Source organism: Streptococcus sp. 27098_8_134 (assembly GCF_041431675.1).
Lineage (GTDB): Bacteria > Bacillota > Bacilli > Lactobacillales > Streptococcaceae > Streptococcus > Streptococcus sanguinis_R.
Genome location: NZ_JAPVYD010000001.1, coordinates 607538 through 623323, shown reverse-complemented (window position 1 = coordinate 623323; position 15786 = coordinate 607538). Strand labels below are relative to the sequence as shown.

Here is a 15786-nt window from a genome sequence, read left to right as displayed (position 1 = left end):
CAGCTGCATGAGAGTGGGCTTCTTAGGTTAGCTTTTTTACAGAGTCATCAGCTTTAGAATTGAATGGTCAAGTCCACAGCCTTTTCAACTGCTGCTAGGAATTCTTCGTTTTCAATCAGCTCAGAAGCCTTGTTGAGCTCTTCGTAGATTTCAATGTCCTTATCAAACTCGATAAAGCGGACATGCTGACGGAAGAGGTCGTAGGCTGGCTTAGTTCCCTTGCCCAGTTCATGGTTTTCTGGTTTCAGATCCAGAGCTTGGCAGGCTGCCATGATTTCTGTTGCCACGATGCGGCGAGAATTCTTGAGAATTTCAGCTGCCTTGCGTGCTGCAGTAGTCCCCATGCTGACAAAGTCTTCTTGGTTTTCACAAGATGGGATAGAGTCGACGCTGGCTGGATGAGACAGAACTTTGTTTTCAGAAGCGAGCGAAGCACAAGCATACTGGGTAATCATAAAGCCAGAGTTGAGTCCTGGGTGTTTGACCAAGAAGGATGGTAGCTTGCTCAGTTGGCTGTTGACCAGACGTTCAACACGACGCTCGGATACATTACCGATTTCAGAAATAGCGATGCCGAGGAAGTCGAATGGCTGTGCCATTGGTTCTCCGTGGAAGTTACCGCCTGAGATGACGTGGCCTTCTTTTGTGATGATTGGGTTATCTGTAACTGAGTTAATCTCAATCTCAACCTTGGTCTTGACATAAGCGATAGAGTCCTTGCTGGCACCATGAATCTGAGGAATACAACGCAGGGTGTAAGGGTCTTGGACCCGTTGTTGAGTGGCTACGGTTGTATTTCCACTGCCTTCCAGAAGGTTGCGGATATTGCGGGCTGTAGCCAGCTGTCCGCTCTGAGGTCGAATAGTGTGTAAGTCTTCTTCGAAAGGACTGGTAATACCATTGTGGACTTCCATGGAAAGAGCGCCTGCCACGTCTGATAGCTTAAGCAACTGGATGGCATCGTAAGTAGCCAGAGCTCCGATACCTGTCAGGACAGTCGTGCCGTTAATCAGTGCCAGCCCTTCCTTAGCTGCTAGAGCAATTTTTTCGATCCCTGCTTTGTCCAGTGCTTCTTGTCCAGAGAGTAATTCACCTTGATAGTAAGCGCGCCCCAGTCCTAGCATAGGCAGAACCATGTGAGCTAGCGGTGCTAAGTCACCAGAGGCACCGAGAGAGCCCTTTTCTGGAATGTAAGGGACTACGCCTTTATTGAGCAATTCCAGAAGTTTTTCGACAGTAGAGAGACGAATGCCAGAATAGCCCTTTACCAAGGAATTAATCCGGATTAGCATGATAGCGCGGACGGCATCTTCAGGTAGAGGATCGCCATAGCCTGAAGAGTGTGTACGGATTAGGTTTTCTTGCAGCTGCGTCGTATCTTCTGGTGAGATGCTGACATTGCAGAGAGAGCCGAATCCAGTTGTAACACCGTAGACCACCCGCTTTTCGCGGACGATGTCATCCACGATTTTGCGGGAAGCTTCTACAGCTTTTTTAGCTTCTTGGACAATTTCGCAGGTAGCTCCATGACGAGCTACTGCGATGACGTCTTCTAAAGTAAGGTGTTCGCCATCCAAATTAATTACATGTGTCATAAGATTCATTCTCCTTCTTGTTTAAGAACTTTATTTTTACAAATCAGTACTATATAGATAAAGTATACTGCGCTGGCGATAAGGACACCGATGAGGCCGTACACATAGTTCATTGGGTTTTCACCCCAAATCATGACGAGGCTGACTAGAACCGCCAAAATTGGAATTACTGGACCAAATGGAACGCGGAAGACCACTTTTTTATCCGGATATTTCTTTCTTAATACTAGTACAGCTAGAGCAGTTGGGATGTATTGGAAGAAGCGGAAGACCACGCTGAGAGCTGCTAATTCTTCAAATTTACCAGAGAAGAGCAGGACGATGGCCAGGATTCCTGAAATAATAATGGCAACTATAGGGGCATTTTTAGAGTTGGTTTCTGCAATTTTCTTAGGAAGCAGACCTTCATTTGCGATAGCTGCACCATAACGTGGGACCATGATAGATTCCCCGATGTTAAGTCCAGCAATAGAAATCAGCGCTCCGATAGAAACAATCCATGCTCCAACAGGGCCAATCATTTCGACAAAGGCGTCTTGTACAGAAGCATCTGTTTGCAGGATACGGCTGCCTAACATGGCGATAGTTCCTGCGATAATCAGCATATAGAGAACAGAGACAATACTGATAGAGCCCAAAATAGCTCGAGGTACATTCTTTTCCGGATTGCGCATTTCACCAGCAACGATAGACATGGTTTCAAATCCGATAAATCCGTAGAAGATATAAATGGCTGTACTAGAGATAGCTTTCATGATATCTACGCCAGGTTCTAGCTGAAGAAACGGAGTGAAGTTTCCTTTGTCAATTCCTCCTTTGATGAAGAAAATCGCACATAGACTGAAAGCGACAATTGGGATGAGCTTGGCTACGGTTGCGGTCAAGGTGAACATTTTGGAAGTCTTAAGACCTGATATATTCATTAGACTGAGCAAAATAATCAGGCTCACACTGAGCAGAAGTTCATAGGGGGCAAAGGATTTAAAAGTGATGACAAAAAGTCTCGCAAATCCTGCTGCCATAGCAGACCAAGCGATGATGGTAACTGCCCAGCCTAGGAAGCCAACATTAAATCCGACAAAGTCTCCAAAGGCCGCTTTGGAATATTGGAAAGCTCCGCCGTTTTTATTAAAATAACCAGCAGTTTCTGCCAAGCAGACGGCTAAGAGAATAACGAGGAGGGCAGTTCCAAGCATGACAGCTAGAGAGGCAGGACCAAGTCCTTTATAAATCTTTTGCGGTAGGAGGAAAATCCCTGAACCGATAACGGCATTGATACCATAGAGGGTTGCACCGGAAAAGCTGAATTTTGCTTTTTCCTGTTCTTGTTCTTGTGCAGTGAGTTTAGTTGCATCCATAATAATGTTTCTCCTTTAGAGATATGGGATCCTTTCCAAGTAAAGATAGAATGGTGACAAGGCATCATGGTATCTTTACTTAGTAGGGATGTGGGTCAAACCAGCCCATATAGCAAGGGGAGCGCCCTTTGGCTGGTTACTCGAAAACATTATTTGCAGCTCAGTTTCCTGAGTCTCTTTTTCCACTATCAGAAGCTGCTCTGCCTCTAGGTTAAGTGCTGGCAGGTTTGTTCCCGTCACCGTCAAATCACCTAAGGCATAGATAAATTGAATTTCGTCATCTCGGCTAAGCTCTTGCCCATTCGAGATGGCAATCAGCTGTCCCTGATAATGGTCGCTGTAGATTAAGTTAAAGTCGGTACAAGTCCCCCGACTTGTGATAGAATCATTCCCTTCAAAGGCGTAGGGAGTAAAGGGAGCTAGAACCGTTTCCTCCTGCCGGCTGGCATTGTGGAGATAAAGTGTGTGGTCCAGGCTCATGAGAATGCGGTGAAAGCCGCTGAGGTCAGAAAACTGACTTTCGGCCAACTCCACAGTTGCTGTCGAGAGTCGATAGTCAAAGTTCCGCTTGCCATAGTGGCCAGTTGGCGGGGAAAGATAAAGCTGTTTTGTCTTTCCCCCCGACCAATCGGAAACTTGAAAATCGTTTGCTCTTAGAAGGGTTACATTTGTCATTTTTTGTATTTATTAGAACAAACCGCTGATATTGCCGTCTTTGTCGACATCAATCTTTTCGCTGGCTGGTACCTTAGGCAATCCTGGCATGGTCATAATCGCACCAGTCAAAGCAACGATGAAGCCTGCACCAGCAGAAACTTTGAGCTGGCTGATAGTCACAACAAAGTCTTTAGGCGCACCTAGCTTTTTAGCATCGTCTGAGAAGGAGTACTGAGTCTTGGCCATACAGATAGGATAGTTGGAGAAGCCCAGCTCTTCCAGTTGTTTGAGCTCGCGTTTAGCAGTAGGAGTCAGGCGAACGCCCTTGCCTCCATAGACCTTAGTAACAATTTTGTTCAGCTTGGTCTCGATGGAGTCCTCTTCATTATATACAAATTGGAAGTGATTGTCTCCTTCGGCCAGTTCCACGACTTTTTCAGCCAATTCTTTGCCACCAGCTCCGCCATTGGCCCAGACATCAGAAATCACGACGTCAACTCCGCGTTTTTGGCAGGCGTCATAAACTGCTTGCAATTCTGCTTCGGTATCCAGCGGGAATTTATTGATGGCAACGACTGCTGGCAGGCCATAAACATCTTGAATGTTTTCCAGATGTTTTTCCAAGTTTGGCAGTCCATCTACAACGGCTTGGACATTTTCTTCAGCTAGATCGCTCTTAGCCACACCACCGTGCATCTTGAGAGCGCGGATGGTAGCAACTAGAACTACAGCTGCTGGACGAAGTCCAGATGTACGACACTTGATATCGATGAATTTTTCAGCACCCAGGTCAGCACCGAAACCAGCTTCTGTAACTGCATAGTCGGCATATTTGAGAGCCAGCTTGGTAGCTAGGACACTGTTACAGCCATGGGCAATGTTGGCAAAAGGTCCACCGTGAATCAAGGCTGGCGTGTGTTCCAGAGTTTGAACCAAGTTTGGATGGATAGCGTCTTTGAGCACAGCAGCCATAGCGCCACCAGCTTTCAGATTCTTAGCAGTTATTGGCTTACCTTCAAAGCTGTAGCCGATGATGATTTTTTCCAAACGGTTCTTGAGGTCAGTGATATTTTCTGACAGACAGAGAATAGCCATAACCTCAGAAGCAACTGTAATGTCAAAACCATCTTCACGTGGAACACCGTTAACCTTGCCCTGCAAGCCATCTACAATGTGGCGCAGTTGCCGGTCATTCATATCCACTGCCCGCTTCCAAGTGATGCGGCGAGAGTCGATACCTAAGGCATTGCCATGGTGGATATGGTTGTCAATGAGGGCCGCCAGCAGGTTGTTGGCAACACCGATGGCATGAAAGTCACCAGTGAAGTGGAGGTTGATGTCCTCCATGGGTACAACTTGAGCGTGCCCACCGCCAGCAGCTCCTCCCTTGATACCAAAGACAGGTCCGAGTGAAGGTTCCCGCAGAGCGATAACGGCTTTTTTGCCGATAGCAGCCAAAGCATCGACCAATCCGACAGAAGTCGTGGTCTTGCCTTCTCCGGCTGGTGTCGGGGAAATAGCTGTCACGAGAATCAGTTTACCGTCTGGTTTGTCTTTTAAGGCTTCCAGTTGGCCGGCACTGATTTTTGCCTTGTAATTTCCATAAAGAGACAAGGCATCTTCAGCAATTTCTAGCTTTTCTGCTACCTCTTTGATGGGCTTCATTTGAACCGAATTCGCAATTTCAATATCTGATAAAACCATATTGTTACCTCTTGAGAAAAGGAAGTCCATTCCTAGAAAGAGTGGACTTCTCTTCCGTTTATCTATTAGACAACTTTCAAAATTTCTTGATAAATTTCATCTGCTAGAGCGCAGCCTTTTTGTAGGAGCTCTTCACCCTTGCTGCGGTAGTCTGCGACGAACGCTTCATCCTTGACACCTGACAGGTTGATGAGGACATTGAGCCAAGCCCCTTGCAGGCCAGCCTTAAGGTTGAGAGCTGCTACACCTAGGTCGCTGGCAGCATTGGTATTGGACTTGCCGACAGCCTTTTGAGTCGTTTGCAGGGCAGCCAAGATATCTTCCATCATACCATAAGGTGACTTGGTCGCTTCCTTGAGAGCTTTCTGCATCGCTTCACGACGGGCAGCCTTGTCTTCCTCTGTTTCCTTAGGCATATCAAAGACGGCGGAGACCAGATTGAAGGCTTCAGTGTCCTTGTCAATAGCTGCGAGCAGGCTTTCTTGGAGGCGGGCACTTTCTGCATGCACTTGAGCAATTTCTGCTTCAAATTCTGCGTATTTTTTCTTGCCAAGGGTTAATTCACAGACCATCTTAGTCAGGGAAATACCGTTCGCTGCTGAAAGAGCAGCGGCAGAGCCACCTCCTGGTGCAGGAGCATCTGAGCCTAGGACTTGGGCAAATTCTGTCAAGCTTAAATCTACTAATTTCATAGGTTTCTGTCCTCCTAGCCCAGCAAATGGTTTTCCAGAACTTGTTTGCCATAGTCAAAGTCTTCGATTTGCAGATAGTATTCTGCTGCGTCAATCAAAGCTTTAGCTGGTGCCAAACCAATGACTTCTGAGCCTAGGATACCAACTCCGTAGCGTTTGGCTTCAAAGCGAACAGTTTCAAAGACACGATAGAGTGGGAATTTTTCCAGATTGACCATGTTGATAGAAACCTGAGCGATGTTACGGTCTTCCAGCATAACGCCGATGGCTTTACAGTGCTTGTAGCCACCGCTTGATCCACGGATAATTTTGGCAATATTGTTGGCAATTTCCAGATTGTCTGTATCCAAGTTGATGTTGTAGGCGATGAGCGGCATTCTAGCGCCGACAGCAGTAACACCAGCAGTTGGGTGAATCTTTCTTTCACCGTAGTCAGGTGCCCAGTCAGCTTCCAAGAGTTTTTCAGGCATGCCTTCAAACTGACCTTTACGAACCTTAGCCAAGTTCTTACGCTCAGGACGAGTCGCTGCATCTTCATAGAGGAAGATAGGGATACCGAGCTCACGGTTGATCCGCTCAGATACAGTCTTCGCAATTTCTACGCATTCCTCACTTGTGATGTCCTTAATCGGTACAAAAGGCAGGACATCAGTTGCGCCCATACGAGGGTGTTCGCCCTGGTGCTTGGTCAAGTCAATATTTTCAGAAGCATATTTGACCAAACGAAAGGCAACTTCCTGAATGTTTTGATCATCACCGACCAAGGTAAAGACGCTGCGGTTGTGGCTGGCATCAGAAGAGTGGTCCAAAAGTGTTACGCCTGGCACGCTCTTAGCTGTTTCCACTAGGCCATCAATAACCGCTTGGTTGCGGCCTTCAGAAAAGTTAGGAATACATTCAACAATTTTTGACATAAGATATTACCTCGTGTTATATGTTATTAAAATTACAAAGTGAATAAAGTGGAACTTCCAGCTGAGCTAGATGTGAGATCTAGCTCAGTTCAGAAGTTGGGGGACAAGTTTTTCCTATTCGAACAATTTCTTAACAGATTCTTTGACCAAATCTTCGTCAGTTAAGTACGGAATGGTGATGTGGTCAGTTCCTTGGTGGAGACGGTTGTACTCGATAGCTGTCTCAATAGCATGCTCATTGCGAGCCCAGTTACGACGTGCAACTCCGCCGATGGTATCCCAAGCGATAGCAGATTTGATGATTTCATCAATGCGTTCGCTGCCGTCCAGTACCAAGCCAAAACCACCGTTGATAGACTTACCGATACCAGTTCCACCACCGTTGTGGAGAGCTACCAAACTCATACCACGGGCTGCATTACCAGCGTAACATTGAACCGCCATGTCGCAAGTAACATTAGAACCATCCTTAATATTAGAAGTTTCACGGAATGGAGAGTCCGTACCAGATACGTCGTGGTGGTCACGGCCGATCATGACAGGGCCAATCTTGCCTTCGCGTACTAATTCATTGAACTTGAGGGCGATATTGACGCGTCCCATACAGTCTTGGTAGAGAATCCGAGCCTGCGTTCCAACAACCAACTGGTTCTTTTCAGCATCGCGGATCCAGTTGTAGTTGTCGCGGTCTTGGTAGCGGCGGTTAGGGTCGATGACTTCCATAGCTGCGTGGTCAGTAGCGACTAGGTCTTCGTGCTTACCGCTCAGACATACCCAACGGAAAGGACCATAACCATAGTCAAAGAGCATTGGGCCCATGATATCTTCTACATAAGATGGCCAGATGAAACCGTCTTTGTCGTCAAAGCCATTCTTAGAAATTTCCTTGATGCCAGAGTCATAGACTGCCTTCATGAAGGCATTACCATAGTCGAAGAAGTAGGTGCCGTTGCTAGTTAAGGTCTTGATCGCCTTGAAGTGACGTTCTAAGGTTTGGTCAACCAGCTTAGCAAAGGTTTCCTTGTCTTCGGCTAGAAGGCGAGTCCGTTCTTCAAAGCTGATACCAGCTGGACAGTAGCCGCCGTCATAGACATTGTGGCAAGAAGTTTGGTCAGACAGTAGATCTACATGGATATTGTTCTCGTTGACATATTCTAAGAGATCTACGATGTTACCATGATAGGCGATAGAAGTGGATTCGCCAGCTTCCAGAGCTTTTTGAGCTAGCTCGATTGCTTCTTTTGGACTTTCGGCTAATTGGCTAATCCAGCCTTGGGAATGACGAGTTTCAATCCGAGATTGGTCTACTTCAGCTACGATTGCCACAGCTTTAGCAATTTCGGCCGCTTTCCCTTGAGCTCCACTCATGCCGCCCAGACCAGAAGAGATGAAGAGTTTGCCAGTCAGGTCGCCATCATCAGCTACACCCAGTTTCAAGCGCCCAGCATTGAGGAGGGTGTTGAAAGTACCATGGACGATACCTTGAGGGCCGATGTACATCCAGCCGCCAGCTGTCATTTGACCATAGTTGGTCACGCCCATTTCTTCCGCAATTTCCCAGTCCTTCATATTGTCATATTCACCGACCAAGAGGCCGTTGGTGATGATAACACGAGGTGCTTCTGGTTTGGACTTGAAGAGTCCGAGTGGGTGGCCAGATTCTACGACCAAGGTTTGATGGTCGGTCATGATTTCCAAGTATTTCTTGATCAGGTTGTACTGCATCCAGTTAGCGCAGACAGATCCAGTTTCTCCGTAGGTAACCAATTCATATGGATAAAGGGCGATTTCAAAGCTCAGGTTGTTGTCAATCATGACCTGCATAGCTTTGGCTGCAGTACAGTTCCCTTTGTACTCGTCAATTGGTTTGCCGTAGATGCGTTCTTTTGGACGCCAGCGGTAGCCATAAATCCGTCCGCGAGTCTTCAGTTCTTCTAAGAATTCTGGAATTACTTCCTCATGGAATCTCTTTGGAATATAGCGAAGAGCATTTTTAAGAGCAATTTCGGTTTGAGCTTGAGTCAAACGGAAGCCCCGGTCAGGTGCTCGGCGGATGCCTTCTTGGAAAACTGTTTTTTCAGGCAGTACATCGTCTAATTTGACGGTCATTGCTGCTGCAATTTCATTTTCGCTAAAGTATGACATGAAAAATCCTCCTTTTAGTCAAGTGTAAAATATCTTTCTCCTACATTCTATAAGACTCCCGTCCATAAAGAGTCAAGAAAATGACAAAAACAGTAAAAAAAGTGGGGCTCCTATCTTTTTCAAGCTTTTGACTATAATTTGACGATAGTGTATTATGATGAAAAGCAAATATGTCGGAAAATGAAATGGAGGAACAAGCATGACTGCTGATTTACTATTAACTCACTTTAATCAAGTCTTCTGTCCCAAGGACCTCGGCCATCCCCTTTTTGGAGCAGAGATGAAGGAAGCTCAGGTCTTAGAGGACGGCTACATTGCAGTCAAAGACGGCAAAATCCTAGCAGTTGGCAGTGGAGAGCCGGATGCCAGTCTGGTTGGACCAGATACTAAGATTCAGTCTTATGAGGGCAAGATTGCTACACCTGGCTTGATCGACTGTCACACTCACTTGGTCTATGGTGGCAGCCGGGAGCATGAATTTGCTAAGAAATTAGCCGGAGTCCCTTATCTGGAAATTCTTGCCCAAGGCGGCGGTATTCTCAGTACAGTCCGGGCGACACGAGAAGCTTCTTTTGACACTCTCTATGATAAGTCTAAGAGACTGCTGGACTATATGCTGCTGCATGGGGTGACAACAGTTGAGGCTAAGAGCGGCTATGGTTTGGACTGGGAAACAGAGAAGCGCCAGCTAGATGTCGTTGGGGCTCTGGACCGTGACCACGAGATTGATCTCGTTTCTACCTTTATGGCTGCCCACGCCGTTCCACCAGAATATAAGGGACGCTCTCAGGAATATCTGGAGCTCATCGTCAAGGAAATGTTGCCTAGGGTAAAGGCAGAAAATCTAGCTGAGTTCTGTGATATTTTCTGTGAAAAAGGTGTCTTTACAGCTGACGAGTCACGCTACTTGCTTTCTAAGGCTAAAGAAATGGGCTTCAAGCTTCGTATCCATGCTGATGAAATCGAGTCTATCGGCGGGGTAGATGTAGCAGCTGAGCTAGGAGCAACTAGTGCAGAGCACTTGATGGTAGCAACTGATGAGGGCATTCGCAAGATGGCAGAAGCTAAGGTTATCGGCAATCTCCTGCCAGCAACTACCTTCAGTCTGATGGAAGATACTTATGCACCAGCCCGCAAGATGCTTGAAGCTGGTATGGCCATCACTCTGACTACCGACAGCAATCCAGGCTCTTGTCCGACAGCTAATCTGCAGTTCGTCATGCAGCTGGGCTGCTTTATGATGCGTCTGACGCCAGTGGAAGTCCTTAACGCTGTAACCATCAATGCGGCCTACTCAGTTAACCGTCAAGATAAGATTGGCAGCTTTGATACTGGTAAGCAGGCTGACATTACCATCCTAGACGCTAAGAATATCGACTATCCACTTTATTTCTTTGCGACTAACCTGACCCATCAGGTCTACAAGGCTGGAAAGCTGGTCGTCGATCAAGGAAGAATCGTCTAGCCTATCTAAAAACGAATCGTATTTTTCGGACTCTCTCTGGTGACAGGGAGAGTTTTCTTTATATCAAAACTTTCCCTTGCCATTCTGCTGGAAGTCTGCTATAATAGTTATTTGTGAGCAAACCTCACTTACCCCTTGCAAAGTCTCGGGGTCATTAGACCAAAAGGAGGAAAAATCAATGGCTAAATACGAAATTCTTTATATTATTCGTCCAAACATTGAAGAAGAAGCTAAAAACGCTTTGGTAGCACGCTTTGACTCTATCTTGACTGACAATGGTGCAACTGTTGTTGAATCAAAAGACTGGGAAAAACGTCGTCTTGCATACGAAATCCAAGATTTCCGTGAAGGACTTTACCACATCGTTAACGTTGAAGCAAACGACGATGCAGCTCTTAAAGAGTTTGACCGTCTTTCAAAAATCAACGCTGACATTCTTCGTCACATGATCGTCAAACTTGACGCTTAAGAAGGTAGACTATGATTAATAACGTTGTACTGGTGGGTCGCATGACCCGTGATGCCGAGCTTCGCTATACTCCGCAGAACCAAGCGGTCGCAACATTTACTCTGGCTGTCAATCGCAACTTTAAAAATCAAAGTGGCGAGCGAGAAGCAGACTTTATCAATGTTGTCATCTGGCGTCAGCAGGCAGAAAATCTTGCAAACTGGGCTAAAAAAGGAGCCCTGATCGGAATTACAGGCCGTATTCAAACGCGTAACTACGAGAATCAGCAAGGCCAGCGTGTCTATGTCACAGAAGTTGTTGCGGACACTTTCCAACTCTTGGAAAGTCGCTCTAACCGTGAAGGTCAGTCATCTGGCGGTTACGGTGGGAACAGCTTCGGCGGCAGCTCTGCTCCAAGTTATGGCAGTGCAGACTCATCTAACCAAGTACCGAACTTTTCTCGTGATGAGAGCCCATTTGGCAATTCTAACCCGATGGATATCTCAGACGACGATCTACCTTTCTAAGGATTGAAACTAACTATAATATAAAGGAGAAAACACATGGCTCAACAACGTCGTGGCGGATTCAAACGCCGTAAAAAAGTTGATTACATCGCAGCGAACAAAATTGAATATGTTGATTACAAAGATACTGAGCTTCTTAGCCGTTTCGTTTCAGAACGTGGGAAAATCCTTCCTCGTCGTGTAACAGGAACTTCAGCTAAAAACCAACGTAAAGTAACAACAGCTATCAAACGCGCTCGCGTAATGGCTTTGATGCCTTTCGTAAATGAAGACTAATTAAATTGACAGCAGGCTCTAGCTTGCTGTTTTTTTATTTTATCATTGACAAAATGTCAGTTAAGTGCTATACTGACCACAAGGAGGCAGAAATCATGCGTGATGTAAAGGAAGTAGAGGTGCGGCGGGCAGAGATTATGTCTGCAGCCTTGCAGCTCTTTGCCCAAAAAGGCTATCTAAAGACTAGAACTCAAGATATTATTGATAAGCTTGGAATTTCTCGAGGCCTGCTTTACTATCATTTTAAGGATAAGGAAGATATTCTTTATTGTCTGATTGAAAAGAACTCTGAGCCCTTGCTGAGAAAGCTCGAAACAATCAGCTATCAGCCAAATGTCGGAGCTAAGGAAAAAATCAGAACTTTTATTGAGGCAACCCTTATCCCAGAGGAGAGCAGAACACAGGAAAATCAAGTCTTGCAGGAAACAGTCAATTTAGAAACGAATCGTTATGTCTTGGATCGCTTTTATCATAGACTCTGTGAACGGATGATTGTTTTCTTCACTTATATCTTGGAGGAAGGACAGAAATCAGGAGATTTTCATTTAAAATATTCACATGAAACGGCTTCTTTTCTCATGACTGCCTACGTCTTTGTGTCCAATGATATCAAGATGAGTCAGGAAAAACCAGAGACTTTGCAGTATTATCTCACCAGCTTCCAGGCAATCCTAGAAAGAAGCTTAGGATTAGAAGAATCTATTTTTTAGAATAATCGGCAGTTTTCTGCCTTTTATTTAGAAATAGAACTGACAAAATGTCAGTTTGGATTTTCAATCTTTTAATCCTGATATTTAAAAAAATTTTACGCCAATACTGACAAAATGTCAGTTTAAATAAAAGGAGAAATTCATGTTAAAAATAGAACATTTAACAAAAGTATATAGCAACGATAAAAAGGCAGTGGATGATCTTAGTCTGATAGTGGAGCCTGGGGATATTTATGGCTTCATCGGCGCCAATGGAGCAGGTAAAACATCTACTATTAAGTCCATTGTTGGGATTCATGATTTTGATAAAGGAGAGATTTATATCTGCGGACACTCTATCAGGAAGGAGCCCTTGCTTTGTAAGAAAAAGATAGCGTTTCTGCCGGATAACCCAGACCTTTATAAAAATCTGACAGCAAGGCAGTTTTTGGATTTTGTAGCAGACATTTATAGGGTTTCTATGGAAAAGAGGCAAGCAGCTATAGAAAAGTATTCTAAAATGTTTGAGCTGGATACGTCTTTGGATCAGTTGATATCGGCTTATTCACATGGAATGAAGCAACGATTGGCAGTAATAGCGGCCCTCTTGCATGAGCCAGAATTGTTGATTTTAGATGAACCTTTTGTCGGTTTAGATCCGAAAGGCGCATATTATTTTAAGCAGATCATGAGAGAGCTAGCAAGTCAAGGGCATGCGATTTTCTTTTCTACTCACGTTTTAGAGGTTGCGGAAGAACTCTGCAATAAGGTAGCAATTCTGCAAAAGGGACGTTTGGTGGCTAATGGAAAGACCTCTGAAGTTAAGGGGGCATTCAGTTTGGAACAAGTATTTATGGAGTTACAGGATGATGACTAATATTCTTTTGCTTTTAAAAGTACAATTATACAGCACATTTTCGCTTAATGATTTAAGGAAAGGACGAGGGTTGGGCAAGTATTTTAAGCTTGGCCTGCTCTTCTTGCTTGTTTTTCTATTTTCAGGCTATAACCTTTTGACGGCTTTGAGTTTGGTCAGGTTGGGGCAGGCAAATTTGATTCCAGCCTATATGATTACCTTGGTTAGTTTTATTATTTTCTTTTTCAGTCTGATGCAGTCAAATGGCATCTTGTTTGACCAAGAGGAACTTGACAGGCTCATCGTATTGCCGCTCAGTATTAGGGAAATCGTCTATGAGAAATATGCTTTTCTTTATCTTTTGAACAGTGTGTTTGCCATCCTTCTCATGCTCCCAGTAGGCCTCGTTTGGTTTAGATATGGTGCGTCCTTGTTGGAGTTGCTTTTTTATCTGCTTTTAATGGGATTTGTCCCTCTTTTACCTCTCTGTTTAGCCTCTTTACTTGGCTTGTGCGTTGCCTACATAGCCTCAAAGGCCCCTCATAAAAATCTAGTTGCCTTCCTTTTTTCTCTCCTCTTGCTTTTGGGGCTGGCAACAGGCAGTATATGGGCTATGAGAGCTGGACTGTCAGCAGAAAATGTTGGTCTCTTGCTTACCAAGCAGCTGACTTCTCTCTATCCTCCGGCAAGCTTGTTTTTTAACCCTCAGCATTTTTTGTGGGCTAGCCTTCTGTTGATGCTTATATCTTTTGTTCTGACAGGACTTTTTCTAAGGTATTTAAGTAGAAATTATTTAAAAATAAATCAGATGATAACAGGGATGAAGTCAGAAAGCAAAGTCTATAGAAGCTGGCAGAAGTCTCCCTTTATGGCTCTTTATAGGAGAGAAATTGCGAATTTTATGAGTTCCTATCTTTATATGCTCAATAGTGGACTGGGAACCATTTTAATCATCGTTTTAGCCATCTCACTTTGTTTTATGAGCCCTGATGTCCTCTTTTCTTCGATTGGACTCAGCGATAGCCGAGAATTTTTACTCCTATTACTGGCTGGCTGTCTCAGTATTTCCAATCCTGCGGCTGTCAGTATTTCCTTAGAGGGTGAAGAGATTTGGCTGCTTCAGGCGCTCCCGGTTTCTATGAGGCAGATAATGATGGCAAAGCTGGCCTTGACGGTGTCCTTACATTTCGCGGCCTTGCTGCTGGGCTTGCCTGTTCTGGTTTGGCGTTTCTCGCTAGGAGGATTGCAAGTAGTGGATTTGTTCCTTATTTCACTGACTTATTCTCTATTTACAGCTCTTCAGGGACTTGTGGTCAATTTTCATTATCCTAAGTTCATCTGGGACAATGAAATGATTGTTATTAAGCAAAGTTTTTCGGCTATCTTGTCTGGAGGAATTGGCATCTTGGTTCTTGTGTTCCCTCTTTGCTTTTCCTTACTATTTGGTATGGACTTGGAGATTTCGCTGCGAGTTTCAGCTTTTGGACTTTTGCTTTTGGCAGCCGTCCTTTATAGGCATTTAATAAAACAAGGATATTTTAAGGAGGTCCATGGCTAATGAAAAAGAAAGATTTATTCGTTTTGTTTCTCTTAGCAGTAATCATATTTCTGATTATCTGCCTGCTGCCTGAGCAAGTGCCCATTCATTTTAACAGCGCAGGAAAGGCGGACATTGTTGTCAATCGCTTTTGGTTGATTCTCGGTTTGCCCATTCCCTACTCTCTTTATTGGAAATATTTTCGAAACAAATCAAAAAGAGGTCACTGACCTCTTTTTGTGTGATATTAATATCTCGTCGGTCCCATAGTCGCGCTCTTGATATTGAAGCGTTTTTTGAGATAGAAGCGCAGGGCTAGGGTGATAGCGCCGACAATAGCAACTACGATATTGGATAGGCGGGGGTTGAGGAATTCAGGCAGGAGACTAGTCAATACGATGGACATGCTCCAGAGGAGAATAGCTGCTGCCATTGTAAGGATGGACTTGAGCAGCTTAGGGCGCTGGCTGCGGTCCTTATCTGGTCCGTAGAAACGGTAGATAAAGTGGTAGAGGGCATAGAAAGAAAGACCACCGACGATGCTTCCAAGTACGAGAGTCGTCAGTCCATAGACAGATGGCTGAGAGGAAGCTAGATTGACGATTGAGGTCAGGAGGGTAAAGAAACCAAAGATAAAGAGGACAGAGTCCAGCATCATCCATTTAGGATCGTCATTTTCTTTTGGATGCTCGGCATCATAGCGCTCTTTTGCGGTCAGAGAAGCTGCCCAAGTAGTTGGGGCTCCGTAGAGGCCGCGGGCAGTGATTCCTTTGGTTTGATTTTCCAGGATTTCCGGTAGAATACCTTCTAAGATAGTCTGGATTTCCTGATCAGATTTGCCATCTTGTAGGAGTTGATTAGTCGCGATATGGATAAATTCTTTGTTTTTTTTGCTGAGTTTGTCGAGGGATACTTGTGACATA

16 protein-coding genes are annotated in these 15786 nt (G+C 45.0%); 8 read left to right on the top strand and 8 right to left on the bottom strand.

Annotation, left to right across the window (positions count from 1 at the left end; translation table 11 throughout):
• Positions 1-53: 53 nt before the first annotated feature.
• From hutH to O3620_RS02920, 7 genes are all read right to left on the bottom strand, one after another.
• Positions 54-1595, bottom strand: a complete 1542-nt coding sequence (gene hutH / locus O3620_RS02950; protein WP_371601417.1) for a histidine ammonia-lyase — start codon at positions 1593-1595, stop codon at positions 54-56.
• A 5-nt stretch (positions 1596-1600) separates the two neighbouring features.
• Positions 1601-2953, bottom strand: a complete 1353-nt coding sequence (locus tag O3620_RS02945) for an APC family permease (protein WP_125357048.1) — start codon at positions 2951-2953, stop codon at positions 1601-1603.
• A gap of 75 nt (positions 2954-3028) precedes the next feature.
• A complete protein-coding gene (locus tag O3620_RS02940) occupies positions 3029-3628 on the bottom strand; it encodes a HutD family protein (protein WP_125357049.1) in 600 nt (199 codons plus the stop codon).
• Between the two features lie 12 nt (positions 3629-3640).
• Positions 3641-5314, bottom strand: coding sequence for a formate--tetrahydrofolate ligase (locus O3620_RS02935; protein WP_371601416.1), 1674 nt, complete (start codon positions 5312-5314; stop codon positions 3641-3643).
• A gap of 65 nt (positions 5315-5379) precedes the next feature.
• Positions 5380-6006 carry a cyclodeaminase/cyclohydrolase family protein gene (locus tag O3620_RS02930; protein WP_371601414.1) on the bottom strand — a complete coding sequence of 209 codons (627 nt, stop codon included), beginning with the start codon at positions 6004-6006 and terminating at the stop codon, positions 5380-5382.
• Between the two features lie 14 nt (positions 6007-6020).
• Entirely contained in the window at positions 6021-6920 is a 900-nt protein-coding gene (gene ftcD, locus O3620_RS02925) for a glutamate formimidoyltransferase (protein ID WP_371601413.1), read from the bottom strand.
• A gap of 114 nt (positions 6921-7034) precedes the next feature.
• A complete protein-coding gene (locus O3620_RS02920; protein WP_371601412.1) occupies positions 7035-9065 on the bottom strand; it encodes a urocanate hydratase in 2031 nt (676 codons plus the stop codon).
• A 199-nt stretch (positions 9066-9264) separates the two neighbouring features.
• On the opposite strand from O3620_RS02920, the gene hutI reads away from it, so the two are divergent.
• The 8 genes from hutI to O3620_RS02880 all read left to right on the top strand — a co-directional run bounded on the left by hutI (position 9265) and on the right by O3620_RS02880 (position 15093).
• On the top strand, positions 9265-10530 hold the full coding sequence (hutI, locus tag O3620_RS02915) for an imidazolonepropionase (RefSeq protein WP_002919625.1): 1266 nt from the start codon (positions 9265-9267) through the stop codon (positions 10528-10530).
• A gap of 178 nt (positions 10531-10708) precedes the next feature.
• Positions 10709-10999, top strand: coding sequence for a 30S ribosomal protein S6 (rpsF, locus tag O3620_RS02910; protein ID WP_002896497.1), 291 nt, complete (start codon positions 10709-10711; stop codon positions 10997-10999).
• 11 nt (positions 11000-11010) lie between these two features.
• Positions 11011-11505, top strand: coding sequence for a single-stranded DNA-binding protein (locus tag O3620_RS02905; protein ID WP_002919624.1), 495 nt, complete (start codon positions 11011-11013; stop codon positions 11503-11505).
• A gap of 36 nt (positions 11506-11541) precedes the next feature.
• Positions 11542-11781 (top strand): 30S ribosomal protein S18, encoded by a 240-nt coding sequence (rpsR, locus tag O3620_RS02900; RefSeq protein ID WP_000068664.1) that lies wholly within the window; start codon positions 11542-11544, stop codon positions 11779-11781.
• A gap of 53 nt (positions 11782-11834) precedes the next feature.
• Positions 11835-12491, top strand: a complete 657-nt coding sequence (locus tag O3620_RS02895) for a TetR/AcrR family transcriptional regulator (RefSeq protein ID WP_002919623.1) — start codon at positions 11835-11837, stop codon at positions 12489-12491.
• 142 nt (positions 12492-12633) lie between these two features.
• A complete protein-coding gene (locus O3620_RS02890; protein ID WP_371601411.1) occupies positions 12634-13347 on the top strand; it encodes an ABC transporter ATP-binding protein in 714 nt (237 codons plus the stop codon).
• Entirely contained in the window at positions 13274-14884 is a 1611-nt protein-coding gene (locus O3620_RS02885) for an ABC transporter permease (protein ID WP_371601410.1), read from the top strand. The genes O3620_RS02890 and O3620_RS02885 overlap by 74 nt, the downstream gene beginning before the upstream one ends.
• The gene (locus O3620_RS02880; protein WP_002919619.1) at positions 14884-15093 is read left to right on the top strand and encodes a DUF1648 domain-containing protein; all 210 of its coding nucleotides are present in this window, start codon (positions 14884-14886) and stop codon (positions 15091-15093) included. The genes O3620_RS02885 and O3620_RS02880 overlap by 1 nt, the downstream gene beginning before the upstream one ends.
• A gap of 17 nt (positions 15094-15110) precedes the next feature.
• Here the strand turns inward: O3620_RS02880 and O3620_RS02875 are convergent, their stop codons facing one another.
• Positions 15111-15785, bottom strand: a complete 675-nt coding sequence (locus O3620_RS02875; protein ID WP_002919618.1) for a DUF1129 domain-containing protein — start codon at positions 15783-15785, stop codon at positions 15111-15113.
• Position 15786 lies beyond the last annotated feature (1 nt).

Excerpts from the sequence above, each read along its gene's own strand:
- rpsR (WP_000068664.1), top strand. The coding sequence starts at position 11,542 with ATGGCTCAACAACGTCGTGGCGGATTCAAACGCCGTAAAAAAGTTGAT.
- hutI (WP_002919625.1), top strand. The coding sequence starts at position 9,265 with ATGACTGCTGATTTACTATTAACTCACTTTAATCAAGTCTTCTGTCCC.
- O3620_RS02940 (WP_125357049.1), bottom strand. The coding sequence starts at position 3,628 with ATGACAAATGTAACCCTTCTAAGAGCAAACGATTTTCAAGTTTCCGAT.
- O3620_RS02930 (WP_371601414.1), bottom strand. The coding sequence starts at position 6,006 with ATGAAATTAGTAGATTTAAGCTTGACAGAATTTGCCCAAGTCCTAGGC.
- O3620_RS02905 (WP_002919624.1), top strand. The coding sequence starts at position 11,011 with ATGATTAATAACGTTGTACTGGTGGGTCGCATGACCCGTGATGCCGAG.
- O3620_RS02935 (WP_371601416.1), bottom strand. The coding sequence starts at position 5,314 with ATGGTTTTATCAGATATTGAAATTGCGAATTCGGTTCAAATGAAGCCC.
- O3620_RS02920 (WP_371601412.1), bottom strand. The coding sequence starts at position 9,065 with ATGTCATACTTTAGCGAAAATGAAATTGCAGCAGCAATGACCGTCAAA.
- rpsF (WP_002896497.1), top strand. The coding sequence starts at position 10,709 with ATGGCTAAATACGAAATTCTTTATATTATTCGTCCAAACATTGAAGAA.
- O3620_RS02880 (WP_002919619.1), top strand. The coding sequence starts at position 14,884 with ATGAAAAAGAAAGATTTATTCGTTTTGTTTCTCTTAGCAGTAATCATA.
- O3620_RS02890 (WP_371601411.1), top strand. The coding sequence starts at position 12,634 with ATGTTAAAAATAGAACATTTAACAAAAGTATATAGCAACGATAAAAAG.
- O3620_RS02875 (WP_002919618.1), bottom strand. The coding sequence starts at position 15,785 with ATGTCACAAGTATCCCTCGACAAACTCAGCAAAAAAAACAAAGAATTT.
- O3620_RS02885 (WP_371601410.1), top strand. The coding sequence starts at position 13,274 with ATGGAAAGACCTCTGAAGTTAAGGGGGCATTCAGTTTGGAACAAGTAT.
- O3620_RS02895 (WP_002919623.1), top strand. The coding sequence starts at position 11,835 with ATGTCAGTTAAGTGCTATACTGACCACAAGGAGGCAGAAATCATGCGT.
- hutH (WP_371601417.1), bottom strand. The coding sequence starts at position 1,595 with ATGACACATGTAATTAATTTGGATGGCGAACACCTTACTTTAGAAGAC.
- O3620_RS02945 (WP_125357048.1), bottom strand. The coding sequence starts at position 2,953 with ATGGATGCAACTAAACTCACTGCACAAGAACAAGAACAGGAAAAAGCA.
- ftcD (WP_371601413.1), bottom strand. The coding sequence starts at position 6,920 with ATGTCAAAAATTGTTGAATGTATTCCTAACTTTTCTGAAGGCCGCAAC.